Origin of the sequence: Lysinibacillus sp. FSL K6-1151 (assembly GCF_038630755.1) — a bacterium.
Lineage (GTDB): Bacteria > Bacillota > Bacilli > Bacillales_A > Planococcaceae > Lysinibacillus > Lysinibacillus fusiformis_D.
In genome coordinates, this window is sequence record NZ_CP152040.1 from 1,677,375 (window position 1) to 1,699,160 (window position 21,786).

Genomic DNA, 21,786 nt, shown 5'->3' on the forward strand with positions numbered 1-21,786 from the left:
TTGAAGCCACTTCTGCTCGTCACTAAACAAGGTGTCTATGGTAGCCTACAGGACCAAGGTAGATTTGGCTATCGGGCATTTGGTATTCCGTTATCTGGACCGATGGACAAAGTATCGTTTCAAGCAGCACAGCTAATCTTAGAAAATCCTCATGACCAAACATCCTTTGAAATGTTTGTGGGTGGCTTTGAATTTGAGGCATTGGCAGATGGAGTCTATGTATTAACAGGTGGACATTGTACATGCTTGGTCAATAATACACCGATAGAGATGTGGAAAACATTCCACTTAATGAATGGCGATCAGTTGGTGATTAAACATGTGAATCAAGGCGCGATTGTTTATTTGACACCTCTTGGCGGGTTTACTTCACAAGTTAAGCTTGGTAGTCGCTCAAACCTGTCACTTGGTCAACTAGGAATAAACATCACAAAAGGTAGCATTTTGTATGGGCAAGACTCAGCGCCATTCCGTTATAATCGAGGTCTTTATGCGCCATATCGTCCAACTTTTGATCGTGCTATTTCAGTTAGAGTACTGAAAGGCCCTCATTTTCATTTATTTACGGAAGAGAGTCAACACCATTTTTTACAAAATGCTTTTCAATTTATTGGTGGTAATCGCATGGGCTATTACGTAAAGGAAACTGTTTTACAGCTGCAAGAAATGCAAGATATTTTGTCAGAGGCGACCCAGTTCGGCACCATTCAAGTGCCGCCAAGCGGTCATCCTATCATTTTAATGGCCGATGCCCAAACGGTAGGGGGTTATCCTATTATTGCGACGGTACATGAAGACGATTTACATAAAGTAGCTCAAATGCGTATGTTTAACACGATACAATTTGCACTGGAGGTAAGAGGATGCCAATAGATATTAACTGTGATTTAGCTGAATATGATGATGCTTTTCTAACAGGAAAAGAGGAAGAAATATTGGACTATGTCACATCCATTAATATAGCATGCGGCTATCATGCAGGGCATCATACGTTGATGCATCAAACTGTTCGCAGTGCCATTCGTAAAAATGTTCATATTGGTGCACATCCAGGCTATCCTGATCGAGAGGGCTTTGGTCGTCGAAACATGGCATTTAGCGCAGCAGAAATTTATGATATGATGGTCTATCAGATTGGCGCATTACAAGCCTTCGTTCAAATTGAAAAAGGCATGCTCCATCATATTAAGCCACATGGCGCACTCTATAATCAATGCGTAAATGATCGGGAAAAAGCGTCAGCTGTCGTCGATGCAGTCTATGATCTTAATCCACAGCTTATTTTATATTGTTTATCTGGTAGCCAAATCGTAGAGATTGCAAGAGGCAAGGGGCTTCAAGTATATGAGGAAGTTTTTTCGGATCGACGTTATAACGATGATGGCACTTTAGTGGATAGACAGGAGCCTAATGCCTTAATACAAACAGAGCAAGAAATGCTGATACATGTAAAAGGTATTTTAACGGCCAATGAAGTCTTGTCTGTGCAATCTAAAAAAATAAAAGTCGCTGCTCAAACTCTATGTATTCATGGAGATGGCCCCCGTGCGCTAGACTATGCAAAAAAAATTGCCGCGCTCAGACAGCAACTATAATAGTAAAATGGATGCCCTAAGGAGAGTGTAGGGCATCCATATTATTTAGATAGTTTGCAGCTTCAAACACAATAATTGCAGCGAGGTTTTTTTACGCAATGATGGTTGGGGCATATAAAAGTTCACATCCATTGCGAACTTTTTAAATCTAAAAACCTCTTACTTTGTATATATTTTCTTGCGTAGCAAGGTAGATTCAAAAAGACGACCTAGTAACATAACTATGTAAGTTACCCCTAATCCAATACATGCGCCTGCTAACACATCTAGAAAGTAGTGCACACCGATAAAAATTCTTGAAATGGCCATTAAGCAGGCCAGCAGGATGAGTACAGTGCCCATTTTTCTTCGTTTCCAAAACAAAGCGAATGCCAGGGCAAATGAACCAGCAGCATGATTACTTGGAAATGAAGGGTCCAGATTTGATTTTTCGAGTAATAATGTTACGCTATGATTGACAAATGGGCGAGGTCGAAAATACGCCATTTCTATAATTTTATCTATACCAAGTGTAAGAATAACAATCGTTAATGCATATAATACTATTTTTCTATTTTCCTGCTGATTTTGGGATTTTGAAAACCATAGCCATATAAATACCAGTCCAAATAGAATGGGCCCATATTTTGAAAACAAGAGGACAAGTTGATCTAAAATCGGATATTTTCCTGCAAACTGGTTTAGTAGTTTGAAAAGTTGATAATCTATATTCATATTCTCTCTAAGATGAAACTCCTTCTAATTTAGTCACTTGTACATTGTCCTCTGATGATAAAAACTCTTCTAATGCACTTTTGTTCTTTTCCAAATCAATATCTAGCACTGCGCCTACATTTACATGTTTGTTGTCAAAAGAACTGGCGACAGGAATTCGTAAAGTATCCACACCATTAGATTTCCCATCTATTAAACCTTTCCCAATTGCAAGAATGGTTTTATTGTCAATATTAGTATCAATATATGCCTCAGCAACACCAAGTATTTTGGGTAAATTTATTAAACTTTGAAAGCTAATTTGTTCTTTGACCTTTGTCATAACTTCCTGCTGGCGTTCAACTCGCCCGAAATCACTTAAACGATCGTGGCGGAATCGTACATAAGCTAATAACTGGTCACCGTGTAAAGTTTGTTCTCCAGGAAATAATGTCATACCAATTCCATATGACATTTCATAAGGGATATCAACTTCAATCCCATTTGGTGCTAGAAGATCCACAATTTTGGGGAATCCTTCAAAATCAACGATAGCGTAGTAATTGACATCAATATCAAAATTCTGCTTAATTGATTTCCTTACAAGTTCTGGGCCTCCAAAAGCAAATGCAGCGTTTATTTTATTCATCCCGTAATCTGGGATGTCAACATACGTATCTCTCATAATCGAAACGATTTTTACATTATTCGTAGTTTGATTATAGTGTGCAATCATTAAAGCATCAGATCTACCTTCGTCTCCTCTAGAGTCACTGCCTATCAATAGCACATTAATCTCACCAAATTGCGGGTCTACACCTTTGAATGGCTCAAAAGTCTCTTCATCTTCTTTATTGATATCGTCTTCTGCCATAGCCAATCCACTATTGTACTGATATATCCAATAAACAATCCCTATTGAGATGATCAATGCAAATGCTAAAAACGAATTTCTTAGCCATCTACGGCTCGTTTTACTATGTTTCATAAATTAATTAATCCACCTATCAGTTATTTTTTAACAAACCTTTTGCAGTAAGTTGTACAGCTATCGCATCGTCCAAATAACCAATAGGAAATAGATAATCCGGAATGACATCCACTGGAATAATAAAATACAATAATGTACTTCCAATTATTGTTAATTCAAATAGTGTACCCTTATTTGTTGTAAATTTTTCATATAACTCTTTCAACTTGCTAATAAATGGTCCAACGCTACCTACACTCTGAATCTTTTCGTTAAAACTCTTATGAATTGTATTTTTTCCTTCTTCTGTTTGAGCAAATAATCCATAATCGTCTAATTTTTTTTCAACATCTTGCACTGAAAATTGATTGTCATAAACATTAGAAGCCTTAAGAAAAGTCTGTATTGCATCAACAGAGGTATGAATATCTGATTGAGACTCTTCATATCTCTGTTCGATAGGATACCCTGCAGCTTCAACAAGATTAATGAAAGGAATACCAAGACATTCAGCGAATTTTTCTAAATGTTGAGGTGTTGCCTTTCGTTTATTATTGATAATCCGTGAAATCGTAGCTGTATCGACCCCTGTAAGTTCACTAAACTTCCGCATGGATAATGAGCGTTCTTTTAGTAATTCTTTCAACAATAAACCTAGAGTAGTACTTTCTCTATTTTCTGCCATATTCGATTCTCCCTTCTGTTAGTTCCTTAATGATTGTCTAATGGAAAATTACCGTTGTACAGAAGTGTAATATTGTGTTGACAAAATGTCAACACAATATTAATAAAATGCTGCAAAAGCAAGCAGTAACATCAACAAACCACTAATTACTGTGCCAAATTGCCCTATAGTAAATGAACTAACCTGAACATCAGCGACCTTACTTCCTAATTTGACTCCTGCCCAAATAGTAATAAAGCTCCCGATTGCAGCTGTTAACGAAATGACAACAGGTGAAAGTCCGAGTAGGCCAGCGCCCACACCATTTGTAAGTGCATTTGCTGATAATGCAATACCAAGAAGTATAGATTCTCCCCAGCCGATTTCATCAGACTTATTAAAATCAGCTTCCTCAGGGTTTTTAAAAATACTTTGCCCATTTTTGGGCTGTAACGCCTCTTTTGAAGGTTCATTTTTACGTGGTTTAGCTAAAAGAATGATGCGAATCCCGATGATAAATAACAATAAGGCTCCAAAGATTACAGGAAGCATACCTGGAAGAATAGTCGAGAGCCAAACCCCAAACGTAATGCCTCCCATACTCATAACAAAGCATATAATTGCTATTAATAAATTTTTCCCAAAACTAACATGTATCTTTCGAATCCCGTAAGAGAGCCCTACGCCTAAATTATCTATACTTGATGAAAGCGTAAAAGCTAAAATGATTAACCAAGTCACAGCTTACACCCCTTATTTTTTTATATCATATTATTTATGTTGACAATTGGTGCCTGTTTTCCTAAAATTTTTGACAAAAAAGCAACGGTTATGCCACTTAAAAAAACTCGTCCATTATTGAGCACCATTGTTTTGTTTCATGTACTTACAATGTATTAATTAAGTGTCCTTTGATTTTGGAATAAAAAAAAGACCCAATCTAAGCCTAATTAACAAAGAATCGGAGCTTTCGGTTTTCATTATTTTTTTACTTATTTTAACAGGGGAATCCAAACTACCACCTTGTACAATTTTCCGAACAGTTTTCATTTTTGTTAGAAGTATTGGTTCGAAGTCTATTGCCTGTAAATTTTTTCTTCAAGTGACTTAGATTTCTGTGAATCAATGGACAGAGCAGAAGTACCTGTTACATTAACATGACTATTGATAATGGAAAGTACCACCGATTTACGCCCTTTAGGGTCTTTATTTCATGGTGAAGCCTGTCTGTGCAATCTAAAAAATAAAAGTGGCTGCTTAAACTCTATGTATTCATAGAAATAGGCGTCATGCGCTAGACTATTGTAAGCGTTCAGAGAGCTACTACAATTGTAAAATAGATGCCCTAAGAGAGTTTAGGGCATCTATTTTAGTTAGGTTAGGTAGTTGTGACTAATTCAACTGCTTCAAGCACAATTGGTGTACCAGCAGAAAGTGATGCTGTAACAGTGTTGAATGTAACTTCAGTTGCAGAAACTGTATAAGCATCACCCTCCTGTAGAACGCCATTGATATATAAATTATAGTAGCCGTTTGTAACTACTGGAAATGCAGTTGCCGCTGTACCGCTATCATCTAAAAACGTTGTAGCAGCGACTGTAGTACCATCTGTAATGGCAAGAGGTGCAGCTAAAACGTTAAAAAATCGTGTAGATGTACCTGTGACATTGACATGAATATTAATAATGGAAAGTGCCATATGATTCACCTCCTTTCTTGGATATTAACTTGTCATAAAGCCAAGCGATTCAATGATAATGGGTGTGCCTCTATACAAAGTGGCATTGTAGGGTACGATTGTTAAGGCGGCTGGTGTTATGGTGTAAATGCCACCTTCTTGCATCACCGCATTAATATAAAGATTGACGTAACCGTTTGGCGAGAAGAGGGTAAACTCTGTAATATTGTCAGCATTATCATTCCAGAAGAGAGTCGCTGGCAGCGTGACCCCATTTGTTAGATCAAGATCAGCTGTGACGATATAAAAATAGCGGTGGATAATCGGCAAAATAGTGCCCTCTGGAACGATAGGAGGAGGGACGATGGGCGTGCCGTTTGTTGCTTTGATACGGGGCCAGAAAAATCGATCCTCACAGTGACACGGACAACTTTTTTCTATGATTCGATGAGACTTAGGATTCAGCATGTGCGATCACACTCCATTCTTAAAAAATAACCTTTGCCCCGAATACATTTACTATAAAATATGAAGAAAATAGCAAGAGAACTAGTTGACCATCTATCATTTGAGGAAGATTATTTCGGATCATCAACATTTTATGATGGGACTTATTAGGATAGAAACGTTGGCATACATGCTTTTTACCGTAAATTAGTGTTATACTTTGCTAGTTGAATAAGGTAGAATACTAATTATGAATAATTAACGAAAAAGGGGTAACTGGTTTCATGAAAGATTTTGAACAACAATTGGAGGAGCTATTAAAGCAAGCTTCTTTGCAATACATAATCTATCAGCATAATGGTGATACAGAACGCATGGATAAAACCTCTCTTTTTGCTCGAAAAATTCAGCAAAAAGAGTATGTGATTGGCTTTGCGGGTCATTTCTCTGCTGGGAAGTCGAGTATGATTAATGCGCTGTCTGGTGAAAACTTACTGGCATCTAGTCCAATTCCAACAAGTGCGAATATCGTAAAAGTGCATAAATCAGAGGAAGATTTTGCAATTGTCTATATGCACAATGAAAAGCCTGTGAAATTTGAGGCAGGCTATGATTTTAAAACAGTAAAAGAGCTTAGTAAGAATGGGGATTTAGTGTCACAAATTGAAATTGGGCACAGTGCCTCTACACTACCACTAGGCGTTACTGTCATGGATACGCCAGGAGTAGACTCCACAGATGATGCACACCGTATGTCAACGGAATCGGCGCTCCATATTGCAGATATCGTATTTTATACAATGGATTATAACCATGTGCAGTCGGAACTGAATTTCCAATTTACAAAGCAATTAATGAAATACAATCCAAACGTTTATTTAATTGTCAATATGATTGATAAGCATAAAGATAATGAATTGAGCTTTGAAGACTTTAAAGCAACGGTTCATCAATCCTTTGCCGCATGGGGCGTTGTGCCGAAGGGTGTATTTTTCACATCATTGAGAGAGCCTGAACATCCACATAATGATTTTGAGGTCGTAAAGAACATCGTGATGGACAGTATGAATGATTGGCAGGAGCAGCTTGTACAAACGGCAACGAATACATTGCGTTTACTGCAAAGTGAGCATGACCATTATTTAATGGAAGAAAGACAGGATCGTTTAACTATTGATGAAGAAATTTTAAGTGCGGACGACTGGGCACACCATCAAGATATTTTAGAGCAATACAATAAATTAAATCGTCAAGTTGAATTATTCTCAGTAGAGGCATGGAACGAAACATTTGAGGAGCAACGGAAGGAACTACTAGCCAATGCAGCCATCATGCCAGCTGATGTACGTGATCGCCTCCGCCTTTATTTAGAAAGTGTGCAGGAGGGCTTTAAAGTAGGGGGACTCTTTACAGCGAAGAAAAAAACAGAGGAAGAACGTAACCGTCGTAAAGAGGATGCATATAGTGCCTATCAGAACGTCGTTCATGCACAAATTACTGGGCATTTAAAAGGACTTATGAAAAAAGCATTAAAAGATGTAGGTGCATTAAATGAAGAGCGTGCTTCCGCCATTGATGCCTATGTATTTGACTTACCTTTTTCATTGATTGAGCAGCAAGTTCAAACTGGTGCCCTGTTAACAGGTGATGCTGTGTTAAACTTCGCCAACCGTGTCGCGGAGGCAACGAAGCGCTACTTTATTCAGGAAACAGATAGCTGGAAAAATGCGCAAGCAACAACGCTTGAAGCTGTGGCAACAGAAACGGCTGCACCATCAAAATTAAAAATGGCGGGTATGCAAGACAAAGTGGATGCAATTAAGGCAGTGCTTGAAATCGAAGGCTATCAGCAATATAGTGCAAGCATTATGCATCAAGCGAGCAATGAAATCCGTAAAGTTGCGAATCAGCAGCTAGCCAATTGGGCACAGTCATTTAAGCAAGATTTAGCCGATATTCGTTTGTTTGATGAGTCCATGCTGAAGCCAAAAGAGCAGGTCATCGAACAAGAGGAAACGCAGCAAGCCATCAGTGCAACGACTCTTCCAATCGATGGTGTGATTAATCGCGCACTGCATACAGCCAATGCAGTCAAAGAGGTTCAAGGCTTTGCAGAAGTTGCCCATTACCTTGAAAATAAAGTGGAACGTTTACAGAAAAAAGATTTTACGATTGCTTTGTTTGGCGCATTTAGTGCAGGGAAATCATCCTTCTCCAATGCCTTAATGGGTGCAAAGGTGTTACCTGTATCACCGAACCCAACAACAGCAGCCATCAATAAAATTCGTCCAGTAACACCAGAGCATCCACATGAAACGGCCGATGTACAGCTTAAAACAGCCGAGCAAATGCTAGAGGATATTCAAGGCTCGTATGCGGCAATTGGCTTGTCTGTAGCTTCGTTGGAGGAAGCCTATAATCGTGCTGATGAAGGGCTTGCCGTTCAGTTAACGGATGAACGTTTAAATGTTCATAAGTCATTTATTCGTGCTTATAAGGAAGGCTATCCAACATTTAAATCTGAGCTTGGTACGATCATTCGTGTAGGCCGTGAAGAATTTGAAAAATTTGTGGCGCAAGAAAACAAATCATGCTTTGTTGATAATATTGATTTCTATTACGATAGCCCATTGACACGCATGGGTGTGACACTTGTTGACACACCAGGAGCGGACTCGATTAATGCTCGTCATACAGGTGTAGCCTTTGAATATATTCGCAATGCTGATGCCATCCTATTTATTACGTACTATAACCATGCCTTTGCTAAAGCTGACCGTGAGTTTTTAATTCAGCTTGGTCGTGTCAAGGATGCATTTGAGCTTGATAAAATGTTCTTTATTGTAAATGCCATTGATTTAGCAACAACAGAAGAAGAACAGGAAGACGTAAAAGGCTATGTTCGTTCAGAGTTACAACGTTTTGGCATTCGTTTCCCACGACTGTATGGGGTATCGAGTCTTTTAGCATTAAAAGAAAAAGTAGAAGGTGCCGATTTAACATCTGGCATGCCACCATTCGAAAGCGACTTCCATACATTCTTAAATGATGAATTAAGTGCCTTAGCAGTACAGGCTCTTGCAGAAGAAGTCGATAAAACAGAGCAACGTTTAGCCGATTTAATCGCACAAACGGAGGAAAACTTAAAACGTAAAGATGAGCGTTTAGAGGAATTAACAACACTTGAACAACATATCCAATCGAAGTTCAGCGTGCTCAATACAAGCATGCTAGAGAGTGAAACAAAGCAAGAGCTTGATGAGCTCCTGTATTATGTTCTCCAACGTGTCTATTATCGTTATCCTGAGTTCTTTAAGGAAGGTTATAATCCTTCGACATTTGCTGCGATGCCAGCACAGCAAGCATTGGAGCATGCACTGAAGGAAGTGATGCAAAGCTTGCGTTTTGATTTTACACAAGAAATGCGTGTCACAAACTTCCGTTTATCACAGTTCATAAGCAAGAAAATGCAGCAACGCTTCAAAGATGAGGTGCGTGAGCTGAAAGAGTTGAATAGAAGCTTCTCGTTCCTAAACTTTGAATCTTCAGAGCCAAATTTACTGGATTTTGAAGGGCCATTCACAGATATTTCAAAATATACTAGCGTAAAATCTCACTTCCGCAATCAAAAAGCTTTCTTTGAGAAGAATGAAAAAATAAAGTTGAGCGAGGCGCTGGAAGCTGTAACAAAACCAGATGCACAAGATTATTTAGATGCACAGAAAGTTTTTCTTATGACATGGGCCATTACGTTTATTGCAGAGGAAGCCGAAAAATTACGTTTATATATTTATCATCAAGCGCTTGAACAAATTGAGACAGAAAGACTTGCCTTACAAGAAGAGAGCCGTTTAGCTTCTTGGAAAGCAATTTACGCACAATTACAATACGCATGAGGTGATTTATATGGGAAAAGTATTCAAATCAGTGGATGAAATACAGTTTGATGGCGTCCGTTTTATCGATGCTCGCTTCGATCTTCTGGACAAAGAAGCTGGAAAAAAAGCATTTGAAGAAGGACATGCAACTGGTGCTATTTATATTGATTTAGAACAACAGTTATCCGATATGGACAGTAAGGACGGCCGTCACCCGATGCCGAGCAAAGAAAAGTTGACTTCCGTATTTCAAGAATTAGGTTTACGCTATGAAGATCAAATTGTTGTCTACGACCAGGGAGCAGCCCCGTTCGCTCCGCGCGCCTGGTGGATGCTGACATACGCTGGTTTCCCAAATGTAGTGATTGTCAATGGCGGTGCCCCTGCGCTAGAGGCAAAAATTCCGTTCACCAAGGATATTATAAAATATCCCCCAACGATCATAGAATTTGATTGGAAGGATGAACTATATGCGCCACGCCAAGCGGTAAAGGCAATAGTAGACGGCGAAGTACAAGCAACCTTGCTCGATGCACGTGCAGCTGAACGTTATCGTGGCGAAATGGAACCACTGGATAAGGTAGCAGGCCATATTCCAACCGCAAAAAACTTTGACTGGGAGCAATTAAAGACAGACGGCCAATTAAAAGCGAACGACGCATTACGCCAAAAAGTTACGCCTGATGAGCAGATTGTCGTCTACTGTGGTAGCGGCGTGACAGCCTCACCGTTATATGCAGTGCTAGCAGATGAAGGCTATGAAAACATCCAATTATATGTAGGCAGCTTCAGTGATTGGATTACCGCGTATGATGTGGAAAAAGGCACAAATGAATAATTAAATTGAAACGCTCACTTCGGTGGGCGTTTTTTTAGCGCTTAGAGAAGTGGATAGAATGCATAAATTGATGGATAGAACAGAAAAAGAGGTGGATAGAAAGCTTAAAGTAAAGGATAGGCTCCATCGAGGTGGATAGAATGTGCAAAGTGAAGGATAGAACAGAAAAAGAGGTGGATAGAAAGCTCAAAGTGAAGGATAGGCTCCATCGAAGTGGATAGAAAGCATAAATTGAAGGATAGAACAGAAAAAGAGGTGGATAGAAAGCTCAAAGTGAAGGATAGGCTCCATCGAAGTGGATAGAATGTGCAAAGTGATGGATAGAACAGAAAAAGTAGTGGATAGAAAGCTCAAAGTGAAGGATAGGCTCCATCGAGGTGGATAGAATGTGCAAAGTGATGGATAGAACAGAAAAAGAGGTGGATAGAAAGCTTAAAGTAAAGGATAGGCTCCATCGAGGTGGATAGAATGTGCAAAGTGATGGATAGAACAGAAAAAGAGGTGGATAGAAAGCTTAAAGTGAAGGATAGGCTCCATCGAGGTGGATAGAATGTGCAAAGTGATGGATAGAACAGAAAAAGAGGTGGATAGAATGTACAAAGTAATGGATAGAACAGAAAAAGTAGTGGATAGAACGTGCAAAGTGATGGATAAAACAGAAAAAGAGGTGGATAGACTGCTCGAAGTATCAGATAGCACGATTAAAATAGAAAAACGTACCTAGAGAATTAAAAATGAACACTGTTTACTTTTTAAATTTAAGATGATAAAATATTCTTAAAATTTAGAAAAGGAGTGTGTGTATTGGTGCATGTTGGAGAAAAAACATATAGTTTTCGAGAATTTATTGACAAAAGAGATGCTATGAATGATTTAGATAATCCTTTTTTATTACAAGTTTTGCAACAGTTTTGTCATGAAACATGGGATGAGATGCTGCCGAGACTGGAGCCTTTTGTGGAAAAAGGATCATCGGACTGGCGTGCAATAGCTGCTGAAAGTGCACGTCCGGAAAATCAGCCTAAAATAAGACATTACAATGCATATAATGAGCGCATTGATCGCATTATTCGTTCAAACCAGATGCAACAAATGGAGAAAGACATATTTGGACAGGGTCTATTTTCTAAGGAACAGTTGAAAAATGAAGGGATCATTAAGCGCTTTTTTTTACATGGTAATGGAGAAGCTGGTATTACTTGTCCACTAGCATGTACAGACGGACTGGTTGCTTTAATCGATCATTTCAAGGAGGAGGTTCCTGATGAAGTAAAGCGTATATATGAGCATGTGACAGAAGGCTATGAGGGACATTTTGGCATCGGTGCACAGTATATGTCAGAGATTCAAGGGGGATCAAACATTCCAGCGAATGTACTAATGGCTAAGCCTGAGGGTGATCATTATCGGTTATTTGGCAATAAATTTTTCTGCTCAGCGGTGCATGCCGATTATGCTGTAGTGACTGCGCGCATCGAGCACACTGATGATATTGCGGTGTTTATTGTACCTACTTGGCTTCAAGGGAATAAGGAAAAAGAGAAAAGAAATCATCACGTGATCAATCGTTTGAAATGGAAAATTGGTACTGCAGAGTTACCATCAGCAGAAATCGATTATCAAGGAGCTATTGCTTATCGCGTAGGCCCACAAAATAGAGGTGTTGCTCTTGCTGTTAGTATTGTTTTAACCCGCTCAAGGTTGGATATTGGATTTGCTAGTGGTGCTTTTTTAATGAGAGCAGCACAAGAAGCTAAGCTATACGCAAGCTTTAGATCAGTATTTGATCGGCGCATTGATGAATTTCCAATGGCTGCAGCACAGCTTGAGGATTTAGAATATGCCGCTAAACGTATTGTAGGCTCAGCCTTTCATATTTACCAAGCGTTTCTTCAAACACAACAAGAACCTAATACTCTTGAAGCGTTCGTTGTGCGTGAATTAATTTTATTGCAAAAAATTTATGCTTCTAAAGAAGCTGTAGATAAGCTAAGGTTGGCTATTTCTATTTTTGGTGGACATGGGGCGATTGAAGATTTTTCAGTCATTCCAAGATTGTTTAGAGATAGTCTAGTGAATGAATTATGGGAGGGGCCAAGAAATGTTTTATTATCTCAGATATATAGAGATCTTGTGAAGATGAGACCGCAAATTTCTATTTATGATTTAATTGCTAGTATTCTTGTAGATAGCTCGGAGAAGGAAGTAAAGCGGTTTGCAGAGCAAATCGAACAATTAATGCAGGTGAATTTAACCGCGTTACCAAACTTTGAAAATCGACAAGCAGCAAGGAAATGGGAACAAATCTGGGAAGAGATATTTACCTTATTCCAGGAGCAAACGATAAAGGATATAAAGGATTTACCAATTGCACTAGATTAATATGTGGACAAAAATTGTTTAGGGGTGACAATTATGAACATTAATATTGGTAAGTTATTACAGGATCGTGCAGTTTTAATGGGGGAGAAGGAGGCTTTTATTCACAAAGACAAGCGGTGGACATTTCAACAAATGAATGCGAGGGCCAATGGCTTTGCTCATTTTTTAAAGAAGCAAGGTTTTGCTAAAGGGGATCGTCTAGCGATTTTATCCAAAAACAATGAGGATTTCATTGCAGTGTTAATGGGAGCAGCGAAAATTGGTGTCATCACCGTTGTTTTAAATTGGCGTCTACAAGTGCCGGAGCTTCAATATATTGTGGAGAATAGTAAAGTAAAACTCATTGTTTATGATGTTGATTTTGCGTCAATGATGCAAGCATTACAAGTACAAGGTGTCAATACTGACATTCTATCACATGCAACTGTCCCTTCCTTGCAAGCTATTTTTGAAGAGAACAGTCAAGAACCTGTTTATGATGCAAGTAATGATGACGTAGCGCTTATTATGTATACATCGGGTACAACAGGTAAGCCAAAGGGAGCGATGATTTCCCATAATAATTTATTGGCTGCTGGGATGGGGTTATCGCAAACCATCGATTGGTGGGAGGATGATCGTTTTTTAATGGTGGCACCATTTTTTCACATAGGTGGCATCGCTCCGCTCATCACAAATATTCTGTGTGGTTGTACAATGGTACTCATGGAAGCGTTTGAACCTATGGCAGCTTGGAAAATTGTCGAACAAGAAAAGATTACGACCATGATGACAGTACCAACAATGTTAGCATACTTATTAAAAACGTATGAGGTTGCTAACGCTGACTCATCTTCTATTCGTAACATTACCTGTGGTGCTTCATCTGTGCCTGTGCCACTTATTTTAGGATTTCGTCAACTAGGTATTCCGATTCAGCAGGTATATGGTATTACGGAATACACAGGGGCAGTGACAATGTGGAAGGAGCAGATGAATAAAGATAAGTATGATTCTATGGGCAAATCGATGATGCATGGTGAAATAGCCGTAGTTGATGTGAAATCAGGCGAAGTGTTACCTACAGGTGAGGTAGGAGAAATCCGCTTACGTGGCCCACAAGTGTTTGTTGGCTATTTCGAAAATAGGGAAGCGACAAAGCAAGTATTAAAGAATGGTTGGTACCATACTGGAGATGTTGGTTATATAGATCGTGATGGCTACTTATATGTTGTTGATCGAATAAAAGATATGATTATTAGTGGCGGAGAAAATATTTATTCTGCAGAATTAGAATTAACTCTTGCCAACCATCCAGCTGTTGCTGATGTAGCGGTGATTGGCATGCCGGATGAAAAGTGGGGCGAGATTCCAAAAGCTTATATAGTAGTAAAACCAAACATATCGATAACAGAAGCGGACATAATGGCGTTTTGTAAAGAAAATTTAGCTTCTTATAAAGCAGTGAAAGAAGTAGAGTTTGTTGAACAGCTTCCTCGCAATGCTGTTGGAAAATTACTCAAGCATCAGTTAAAGCAGGTAGTCAAACAACCATAAAAAATAAAAAGGCAGGTATTATTTTTCCTGCCTTTTTATTGTATGGACCAAAAGATTTGTTAGTTGCTTAATATGTTGCAAATTGGAGTCTGATGAACGACCAGGTAAATTTTTATAGGTAATTAATAGGCCATTTAACGATGCGAAAAAAAGTTGAACAGTATGTTTAAGATGGTCATCAGGGAGATGTTGTCTTAAAGCTTCTCTGAAAAGTGAAAATAACTCATCGATTATGTCATGTAGCTCTTGTGAGACATTGCCATGTTGTTCGTTTTCTAGCATGAAATAGGTCATCATATGATATAAATTATCGTGCATATACATGTATTCTATATATTTTGTTGCCAGTAATTCGAGTTGATGATCTTGTCCCTCGACGGTTTGGTGCAATACGTTTAAAAGGCTAGAGCTTTCAATTTTAAATGCCGTCATAAATAAATGTTGTTGGTCATCAAAATATTGATAGATTAGACCTGGAGAAACGTTTGCATGTTTAGCGATAGCCCGCATGCTCACCTCAGCAAATGACTTTGAACTAAATAATTCGATAGCGGCATTAATAATATTTTCTCTATTGATCGTTTTCTTCTGTTGTCGTTTGGATACATGCTGAACCTCTTTTGTCTCCATAAGTATTGCTCCTTTACACTTTATATAAATAAGATTCTATAAAAAACATCAGATATTGACAATCAAATTACGTGATACTCAGTGTAATAAAATTGTATTTTTTAAGATAAATGGATTTCTTGTGTTAACTGGGAGGTAAGCAAGTCCAGTTAACACGCAACTGTAAGAGCGTTAAAAACTTTTCATCATTGTTAGTTAGAAATTTTTACAAATGACTGGCAGGTAGTCATACATTGCTTTTGCTGACTGTCAATATATGTTTATTTCTTTATGTGTTAGCATTTCAGAAAATATGTAAAGAAAAATTCCGTTGTTGTTATCTATTCGCAAAAATGACTCGCCATTCATTATATGCTACACTTTTTTGTACAAGGGGCAAAGGGGGAAGAGGATGTTTACACGTGAGAAAAGTATAGAGATTGAACAGCATCATGATGTACGATGTGCACATGGTAAAGTAGCAGTTCAGGGGATTGGCATGAGTGTGTACAGTTTTTTTGTGGATGGGTTACTGATTGATACAGGCTCCTATTCGCTGTCGCAGGAATTCCAATCCTTTTTTAATGAAATACCAATAGAGCAATTGGCCTTAACGCATTCTCATGAGGATCATGTAGGCAATGCTGCATGGATTCAACACCATCATAAAAATGTACCTATCTATATACACCGAGATTCAGTCAGCATTTGTGCAGTGGATGGAGATTATCCGCTTTATCGTCAGGCACTGTGGGGGGAACGATCGGCGTTTGTTGCCCAAGCAATTGGCGATACTATTCAAACGAAATCAGCTACATGGGATGTCATTGAAACACCTGGGCATACAACAGATCATTTGTCGTTTTACAATCGGGAAACAGGTGCTATGTTTACAGGAGATTTGTTTATCCAGCCAAAGACGAAGGTTGTGCTTGATGAAGAAAACATCGTACATACCTTGGCGTCTTTGAGGAAAATAGTCAACTACGATTTCGATGTCGTCTATTGCTGTCATGCGGGCTTTATAGCAGATGGGCGAACAAAAATACAGGAAAAAATTGCTTATTTAGAAGACATGGAGGGAAAAGTAAAGCAATTGTTTATGCAAGGTTATACGATTGAAGAAATGACCAAAACAATTTTTCCTCGTGATTATCCGATTACGAAAGTATCTGGGGAACAATGGTCTTCCAAGCATATTATCACGGCTTTTATCCATCACTTTACGCAGGAGTCCTTAACATAAGGGCTCTTTTTTTGTTGGTTAGCTGTGACTTACATAAATACTTTGAGATACATAATAAAAAACTTTGTGAAAAAATGTGAATAAATTGTGACAAACTCAATTAAGACAATGGATGCGCTTACATAAGTTTGTGAAAAAATTCTCATTTACATAAGAAAAATACTATGTGAAAAGATGAACAGGTGAAAAGGCTACAGTTGTACATTTTATGCGACGTAATATAGAACATTAATTATCTCAAAATAATTGATTGTGAAATGTTTAATTTGACAGAAAAATATATTTAAAGTCATTAAATACTGTATTTTTGAAGGATAAAATAAATTGACAGAAAATTTATTGACTATGTTTTCACAAAGTATTATGATTCTGAAATATAATGAAAAACAAAGGGAAAAGGATGGGATGGAATGGACGTAATGAAAAAAGCATTAGAAATGCATGCACACTATAGCGGAAAATTAGAGGTTATTTCGAAGGTGCCAGTACAGGATTCTTATGATCTTAGTTTGGCTTATTCACCTGGAGTAGCAGCTCCATGTGTGGAGATTGAGAAAAACCCATCACTTGTCTATGACTATACGATGAAAGGCAATATGGTAGCTGTTGTTTCGGATGGCACGGCAGTTTTAGGCTTAGGGGATATTGGACCTAAAGCGGCATTACCAGTAATGGAAGGGAAGGCGATTTTACTAAAGCGTTTTGCCAATGTTGATGCTTTTCCAATCTGTTTAGATACGAAAAATACGGATGAAATCGTCAGTATTGTGAAGGCGCTTGCCCCGACATTTGGTGCTGTGAACTTAGAGGATATTTCAGCGCCTAGATGCTTTGAAATTGAAGATCGCCTACGTCAGGAATGTGATATTCCAGTATTTCATGACGATCAGCATGGAACAGCGATTGTTGTAGGAGCAGCCATGATTAATGCCAACCGTATTGTGAAGAAGGATGTTGCAACGATGAAGGTTGTGATAAATGGTGCTGGTGCTGCGGGGATTGCGATTTTACGAATTCTTGTACAAATGGGCTACAAAAATATTTATATGTGCGATACAAAAGGCATTATTTATGAGGGACGTACAGAAGGGATGAATCCGATTAAAGAAGCAGTAGCTCATTTAACTAATCCAGAAAAACTGCATGGCACACTGGAAGATGCGCTAACAGGTGCGGATGTCTTTATTGGGGTTTCTGTCGCAAATTTATTAACAGAGGCACACATTGCATCCATGAATGAAAATCCAGTCGTCTTTGCCCTAGCCAATCCAAATCCTGAAATTACCTATGAAAATGCTAAAGCTTGGGGTGTGCGTATTATGGGCACGGGTCGTTCAGATTATCCAAATCAAATTAATAATGTTCTAGCATTCCCTGGTATTTTCCGTGGGGCCTTAGATGTGCGAGCAACGGATATTAATGAGACGATGAAATTAGCGGCAGTTGAAGCCATTGCTTCTCTTGTAAGTGACGCCGAATTAACAGAGGAATATATTGTACCGAAATCTTTAGATGAGCGTGTTGTGGCAATCGTTTCACGAGCTGTAAGTGGCGCTGCTGTTGAATCGGGCGTATCGGAACTATTCCAACAAAGTACAGCTCTATCTGTCTAGTGAATAACCGCTTTCTAAAGATAGATAAAGAAAAGTGATAAACTTTTCTTTATCTATTTTTTTGTGATTTAATGGCGAATATGCTCGAAAAATGTTGTTGTTTGATTTTTTATGTAATAAAATGAATATGAATAATGTAATAATTTACATTTTCTGTTTTAGAGGAATAACTGCTTAATTTTTCAACTTAATTGTGAAAATTAGGTCTAAAGTACATATAAAATGAAAGAGGTGTTGGCCGTATGAAGTCATTATTTCAATTTCGATCCATTAAGGCGAAGCTGATTGCTTTCTCTTTGCTGCTTTTATTGATTCCCCTTATTATTCTTGGCTTTTCAAGTTATCAACAAAGTAAAGCAAATTTAGAGACTGTAGGAAAAGAGAATTTACGAAACAGTGTAGAAATGACCATTGCCATGATTGAGCAATTCAATCAACAGGTAGAGGCAGGCAATCTATCCTTAGAGGAAGCGCAAGAAAAAGTAAAGATTGCGATTTTAGGTGAGAAGGATAGCGAAGGAAAACGACCGATTAATAAAGAGATTAAGCTAGGCGATAACGGCTATATATTCGTCGTAGACCAAAAAGGGAACTCCATCGCACACCCTAATATAGAGGGCTCTAATGTCTGGGATGAGCAGGATGATAGTGGCTTTAAATATATGCAAGAAATCATTGCCGTTGGGAATGATGGTGGTGGCTTTGTAAGCTATGAATGGGCATTACCAAATACAGATCAATTGGAAGAAAAGGGTGTTTATACAGAAACAGACCCTTATTGGGGATGGGTTATTGGTGCGAGTACTTATTTAATGGATTTCAATAAACCAGCAGAAAGTATTTTAAAATTAACAATCATTGTGATTGCTATTGCGGTTATTGTGGGCATATTTGTGATTTGGCAATATGCAAGTAGTATGGCAAAACCGATTAACCGAGTGGCTCAAGCTATGGAACAGTTTGCGCAGGGTGATTTATCTCAAGACAGCATATCTATTCGATCAAAGGATGAAATAGGCAAGCTGGCAAATGCAATGAATCAAATGCAACAGAAATTGAAGGATATGATTCATAATATCGCGCAAGCTTCTGATTTGATTAATACTTCTAGTAAAGAACTGACACAATCAGCAAATGAAGTGAATATGGGAGCGGAGCAAGTGGCGATTACGATGCATGAATTAGCATCAGGTGCAGAAGGACAAGCTCATCATTCGAATGAATTAACATCCTTGATGGAACGCTTCACGGCGGATTTACAGGAAACGAATCAGCATGGTGCTCATATTCATCAATCCTCTGTGGAAGTATTAGCATTAACAAATGAAGGAAGTCAGCTAATGACATCCTCCAATTCTCAAATGGTGAAGATTGATAGCATTGTGCAAAATGCGGTAGAGAAAGTGAAAAATTTAGATGCCCAAGCTCAGGAAATTTCAAAGCTGGTCGTTGTTATTAAAGATATAGCAGATCAAACGAACCTGCTAGCTTTGAATGCTGCCATTGAAGCGGCTAGAGCTGGTGAGCAGGGCAAAGGATTTGCAGTGGTGGCAGATGAAGTACGCAAGCTGGCAGAACAAGTAGCGTTTTCAGTTAACGACATTACATCAATTGTCACGAACATTCAGCAGGATTTTGATGTTGTCACAACCTCTTTAGAGGATGGTTATCAAGAGGTTAAAGAAGGAACGAATCAAATAAAAGCTACTAGCGAAACGTTTAATACAATTAGTTATTCCATCAATGATGTAGTAGAAAGTGTTAAACTAATTTCAACGAATTTATCGAAGGTTACAGAAGACGGTCGTAAAATGAACAACTCGATTCAGGAGATTGCTGCGGTAGCAGAGGAATCTGCTGCAGGTGTTGAGCAGACAACGGCTACAACGGAAGAGACAAGTAGCTCTATGGATGATATGGCAGGGAAATCTGCCCAATTATCAGAGTTAGCCTTACAATTGAAAGCGTTGATTGCCCAATTCAAACTATAGCCAAAAATCTCCCGCTCTCTTCAGAGAGGGGAGATTTTTTTAAATCATACCAACACCGATAATGCCAATGAGAATGATAAAGAAAAGAACAAACAATACAACGAAAAGAATGATTCCTGGAATAAAAATAGTGAAGAAGGCCATCCAGTTAGAGATTTGATGTGCTTCGGCAACAACACCTACTGAAATAACAAAAGACCAGATACTAACAACGATGGTTACTAAAATAGTTGGCCAAAAAATCCACGGCAATGAACCGATAAAGTTTGGGTCTAATAAAGAATCTGGGGAAGTTATTAACCAAATTAAATAAAGTGGGATTAGTACAATAAATGGAATGGCTGTAAGGCTCAATCCTTTAAATAAGTCCGAATAAGTACCAGTGCCTTTGAATAATTTACCAAATAGCCATGAAATGAGGGCGGAAAAAGCCGTACCAATAATCCCAGCGATTGGCGCAAAAATAACACATAATAAGGCTAAAATCCATGGTGAGAGATTAGGGAATAATTCCGAATCAATCAGCCCTGACATAAGAGAGCCGATATAACCAATAGACAAAACCAAAATGGCAAAGCCAATCGATTTTTCATTAATCATATAACGAGCTGCTTGTTTTGGATGCATCCAAACTGCTAAAAACGGATTTAGTTTAGGCCTCTCTTCTTTCGGTGTCTCCGTATAGTTTTCCATTAAACTACCTCCAAAATTATAGAATAATTGCTTATTACAATAGTTAATATACGAGTGGTGGAAGGAAAAGTTTCGTCAAAAATAAAAAAAGAGCCGCAGCCGACTCTTTTTCATAATTGCTTCTATTATTCAGCTAACATCATTTTTTCAAGCTCTAACGGTTCAATATATTCTTCGCCTTTGTAAGCACGCATATTACCGCCAGAAATTTCATCAATTAATAAAATATCATTTGTTTTAGCGTCACGACCGAATTCTAATTTAATGTCATACAGTGTTAAGCCTTTTTTAGCAAGCTCTGCCGCCACAAATTTTGAAATTTCAATTGTACGTTGTTTTAAAATGGCGTATTCTTCGTGAGTTAACAGGTTTAACATCGCTAAAGCATCTTCAGAAATAGGGGGGTCTAAACGATCATCATCTTTAATCGTTACTTCCACAAAAGAGTCCAGCTCCTGTCCTTCCTTTACATAAGCACCATAACGGCGTAGGAATGAACCGACTGCCTTGAAGCGGCAAATGACCTCTAAACCTTTCCCAAAAACAGTTGCTGGTTTCACGGTCATAGTGGCATCCTCAAAGTTTGCGTCAACATAGTGCGTAGGTACACCTTGTTGATTTAATTTCGAATAGAAATAAGAAGTTAAGCGCAAACCAGCTAAGCCCGCACCGTCAATCGTTAAACCAACAGTATTAGCACCTGGGTCAAACACACCATTTTCTCCTGTAACATCATCTTTAAATTTTAATAAATAATGGCCGTCTTCTAATTTGAACACATTTTTTGTTTTACCTGTATACAATAATTCCACAAAAAAACCTCCAATATTTCATAGTACTCCAAAATTATAACACGAATATTTCAAATGTTTAATAACAAAACGTTCGTTTAAAACGTTTATTTATATGTTTTATAACGAAATTTCTAATAAAAAATAAGATGATAACGAATG

Annotated in this window: 19 protein-coding genes; 10 read left to right on the forward strand and 9 right to left on the reverse strand. The window is 38.3% G+C overall.

Annotated elements, in window-relative coordinates:
* Together MHI04_RS07920 and MHI04_RS07925 are read left to right on the forward strand one after the other, a co-directional pair.
* Entirely contained in the window at positions 1-873 is an 873-nt protein-coding gene (locus tag MHI04_RS07920; protein WP_342535495.1) for a biotin-dependent carboxyltransferase family protein, read from the forward strand.
* Complete coding sequence (locus MHI04_RS07925) at positions 864-1,595, forward strand: 5-oxoprolinase subunit PxpA (protein WP_036118299.1); 732 nt, start codon at positions 864-866, stop codon at positions 1,593-1,595. Before MHI04_RS07920 ends, MHI04_RS07925 begins: the two co-directional genes overlap by 10 nt.
* A 159-nt stretch (positions 1,596-1,754) precedes the next feature.
* Here MHI04_RS07925 and MHI04_RS07930 read toward each other — a convergent pair whose 3' ends face one another.
* From MHI04_RS07930 to MHI04_RS07955, 6 genes are all read right to left on the reverse strand, one after another.
* Positions 1,755-2,309 (reverse strand): phosphatase PAP2 family protein, encoded by a 555-nt coding sequence (locus MHI04_RS07930; RefSeq protein ID WP_342535496.1) that lies wholly within the window; start codon positions 2,307-2,309, stop codon positions 1,755-1,757.
* A 7-nt stretch (positions 2,310-2,316) separates the two neighbouring features.
* Positions 2,317-3,276, reverse strand: coding sequence for an LCP family protein (locus MHI04_RS07935; RefSeq protein WP_036118294.1), 960 nt, complete (start codon positions 3,274-3,276; stop codon positions 2,317-2,319).
* A 19-nt stretch (positions 3,277-3,295) separates the two neighbouring features.
* Positions 3,296-3,943, reverse strand: coding sequence for a helix-turn-helix domain-containing protein (locus MHI04_RS07940; RefSeq protein WP_342535497.1), 648 nt, complete (start codon positions 3,941-3,943; stop codon positions 3,296-3,298).
* A 99-nt stretch (positions 3,944-4,042) separates the two neighbouring features.
* Positions 4,043-4,663, reverse strand: a complete 621-nt coding sequence (ytaF, locus tag MHI04_RS07945; protein WP_342535498.1) for a sporulation membrane protein YtaF — start codon at positions 4,661-4,663, stop codon at positions 4,043-4,045.
* A gap of 637 nt (positions 4,664-5,300) precedes the next feature.
* A complete protein-coding gene (locus MHI04_RS07950; protein WP_036118284.1) occupies positions 5,301-5,621 on the reverse strand; it encodes a DUF4183 domain-containing protein in 321 nt (106 codons plus the stop codon).
* A gap of 24 nt (positions 5,622-5,645) precedes the next feature.
* Positions 5,646-5,930, reverse strand: a complete 285-nt coding sequence (locus MHI04_RS07955; protein ID WP_342535499.1) for a DUF4183 domain-containing protein — start codon at positions 5,928-5,930, stop codon at positions 5,646-5,648.
* A 401-nt stretch (positions 5,931-6,331) separates the two neighbouring features.
* Between MHI04_RS07955 and MHI04_RS07960 the strand changes: the two genes are divergently transcribed.
* From MHI04_RS07960 to menE, 5 genes are all read left to right on the forward strand, one after another.
* The gene (locus MHI04_RS07960) at positions 6,332-9,943 is read left to right on the forward strand and encodes a dynamin family protein (protein ID WP_271912875.1); all 3,612 of its coding nucleotides are present in this window, start codon (positions 6,332-6,334) and stop codon (positions 9,941-9,943) included.
* A 10-nt stretch (positions 9,944-9,953) separates the two neighbouring features.
* Positions 9,954-10,763, forward strand: a complete 810-nt coding sequence (locus MHI04_RS07965) for a sulfurtransferase (protein ID WP_342535500.1) — start codon at positions 9,954-9,956, stop codon at positions 10,761-10,763.
* Between the two features lie 592 nt (positions 10,764-11,355).
* Positions 11,356-11,487: a hypothetical protein gene (locus MHI04_RS07970; RefSeq protein ID WP_342535501.1), complete on the forward strand. Its 132-nt coding sequence runs from the start codon at positions 11,356-11,358 to the stop codon at positions 11,485-11,487.
* 83 nt (positions 11,488-11,570) lie between these two features.
* Entirely contained in the window at positions 11,571-13,145 is a 1,575-nt protein-coding gene (locus tag MHI04_RS07975) for an acyl-CoA dehydrogenase family protein (protein ID WP_342535764.1), read from the forward strand.
* Between the two features lie 33 nt (positions 13,146-13,178).
* Complete coding sequence (menE, locus tag MHI04_RS07980) at positions 13,179-14,681, forward strand: o-succinylbenzoate--CoA ligase (protein ID WP_342535502.1); 1,503 nt, start codon at positions 13,179-13,181, stop codon at positions 14,679-14,681.
* A gap of 18 nt (positions 14,682-14,699) precedes the next feature.
* Here menE and MHI04_RS07985 read toward each other — a convergent pair whose 3' ends face one another.
* Entirely contained in the window at positions 14,700-15,311 is a 612-nt protein-coding gene (locus MHI04_RS07985; RefSeq protein ID WP_058844658.1) for a TetR/AcrR family transcriptional regulator, read from the reverse strand.
* Between the two features lie 391 nt (positions 15,312-15,702).
* Between MHI04_RS07985 and MHI04_RS07990 the strand changes: the two genes are divergently transcribed.
* The 3 genes from MHI04_RS07990 (at position 15,703) to MHI04_RS08000 (ending at position 20,140) form a co-directional block, all read left to right on the forward strand.
* Positions 15,703-16,536, forward strand: coding sequence for an MBL fold metallo-hydrolase (locus tag MHI04_RS07990; protein WP_342535503.1), 834 nt, complete (start codon positions 15,703-15,705; stop codon positions 16,534-16,536).
* 410 nt (positions 16,537-16,946) lie between these two features.
* A complete protein-coding gene (locus MHI04_RS07995; protein ID WP_036118266.1) occupies positions 16,947-18,149 on the forward strand; it encodes a malic enzyme-like NAD(P)-binding protein in 1,203 nt (400 codons plus the stop codon).
* Between the two features lie 242 nt (positions 18,150-18,391).
* Positions 18,392-20,140: a methyl-accepting chemotaxis protein gene (locus MHI04_RS08000; protein ID WP_036118264.1), complete on the forward strand. Its 1,749-nt coding sequence runs from the start codon at positions 18,392-18,394 to the stop codon at positions 20,138-20,140.
* Positions 20,141-20,179: 39 nt separating this feature from the next.
* On the opposite strand, the gene MHI04_RS08005 is transcribed toward MHI04_RS08000, so the two are convergent.
* The gene (locus MHI04_RS08005; RefSeq protein ID WP_036118261.1) at positions 20,180-20,833 is read right to left on the reverse strand and encodes a Yip1 family protein; all 654 of its coding nucleotides are present in this window, start codon (positions 20,831-20,833) and stop codon (positions 20,180-20,182) included.
* Positions 20,834-20,958: 125 nt separating this feature from the next.
* Positions 20,959-21,645, reverse strand: a complete 687-nt coding sequence (locus MHI04_RS08010; RefSeq protein ID WP_058844661.1) for a phosphoribosylaminoimidazolesuccinocarboxamide synthase — start codon at positions 21,643-21,645, stop codon at positions 20,959-20,961.
* Positions 21,646-21,786 lie beyond the last annotated feature (141 nt).

Excerpts from the sequence above, each read along its gene's own strand:
- MHI04_RS07995 (WP_036118266.1), top strand. The coding sequence starts at position 16,947 with ATGGACGTAATGAAAAAAGCATTAGAAATGCATGCACACTATAGCGGA.
- MHI04_RS07970 (WP_342535501.1), top strand. The coding sequence starts at position 11,356 with ATGTACAAAGTAATGGATAGAACAGAAAAAGTAGTGGATAGAACGTGC.
- MHI04_RS07965 (WP_342535500.1), top strand. The coding sequence starts at position 9,954 with ATGGGAAAAGTATTCAAATCAGTGGATGAAATACAGTTTGATGGCGTC.
- MHI04_RS07985 (WP_058844658.1), bottom strand. The coding sequence starts at position 15,311 with ATGGAGACAAAAGAGGTTCAGCATGTATCCAAACGACAACAGAAGAAA.
- MHI04_RS07940 (WP_342535497.1), bottom strand. The coding sequence starts at position 3,943 with ATGGCAGAAAATAGAGAAAGTACTACTCTAGGTTTATTGTTGAAAGAA.
- MHI04_RS07950 (WP_036118284.1), bottom strand. The coding sequence starts at position 5,621 with ATGGCACTTTCCATTATTAATATTCATGTCAATGTCACAGGTACATCT.
- MHI04_RS08005 (WP_036118261.1), bottom strand. The coding sequence starts at position 20,833 with ATGGAAAACTATACGGAGACACCGAAAGAAGAGAGGCCTAAACTAAAT.
- menE (WP_342535502.1), top strand. The coding sequence starts at position 13,179 with ATGAACATTAATATTGGTAAGTTATTACAGGATCGTGCAGTTTTAATG.
- MHI04_RS07990 (WP_342535503.1), top strand. The coding sequence starts at position 15,703 with ATGTTTACACGTGAGAAAAGTATAGAGATTGAACAGCATCATGATGTA.
- MHI04_RS07925 (WP_036118299.1), top strand. The coding sequence starts at position 864 with ATGCCAATAGATATTAACTGTGATTTAGCTGAATATGATGATGCTTTT.
- MHI04_RS07930 (WP_342535496.1), bottom strand. The coding sequence starts at position 2,309 with ATGAATATAGATTATCAACTTTTCAAACTACTAAACCAGTTTGCAGGA.
- MHI04_RS08000 (WP_036118264.1), top strand. The coding sequence starts at position 18,392 with ATGAAGTCATTATTTCAATTTCGATCCATTAAGGCGAAGCTGATTGCT.
- MHI04_RS07960 (WP_271912875.1), top strand. The coding sequence starts at position 6,332 with ATGAAAGATTTTGAACAACAATTGGAGGAGCTATTAAAGCAAGCTTCT.
- MHI04_RS07935 (WP_036118294.1), bottom strand. The coding sequence starts at position 3,276 with ATGAAACATAGTAAAACGAGCCGTAGATGGCTAAGAAATTCGTTTTTA.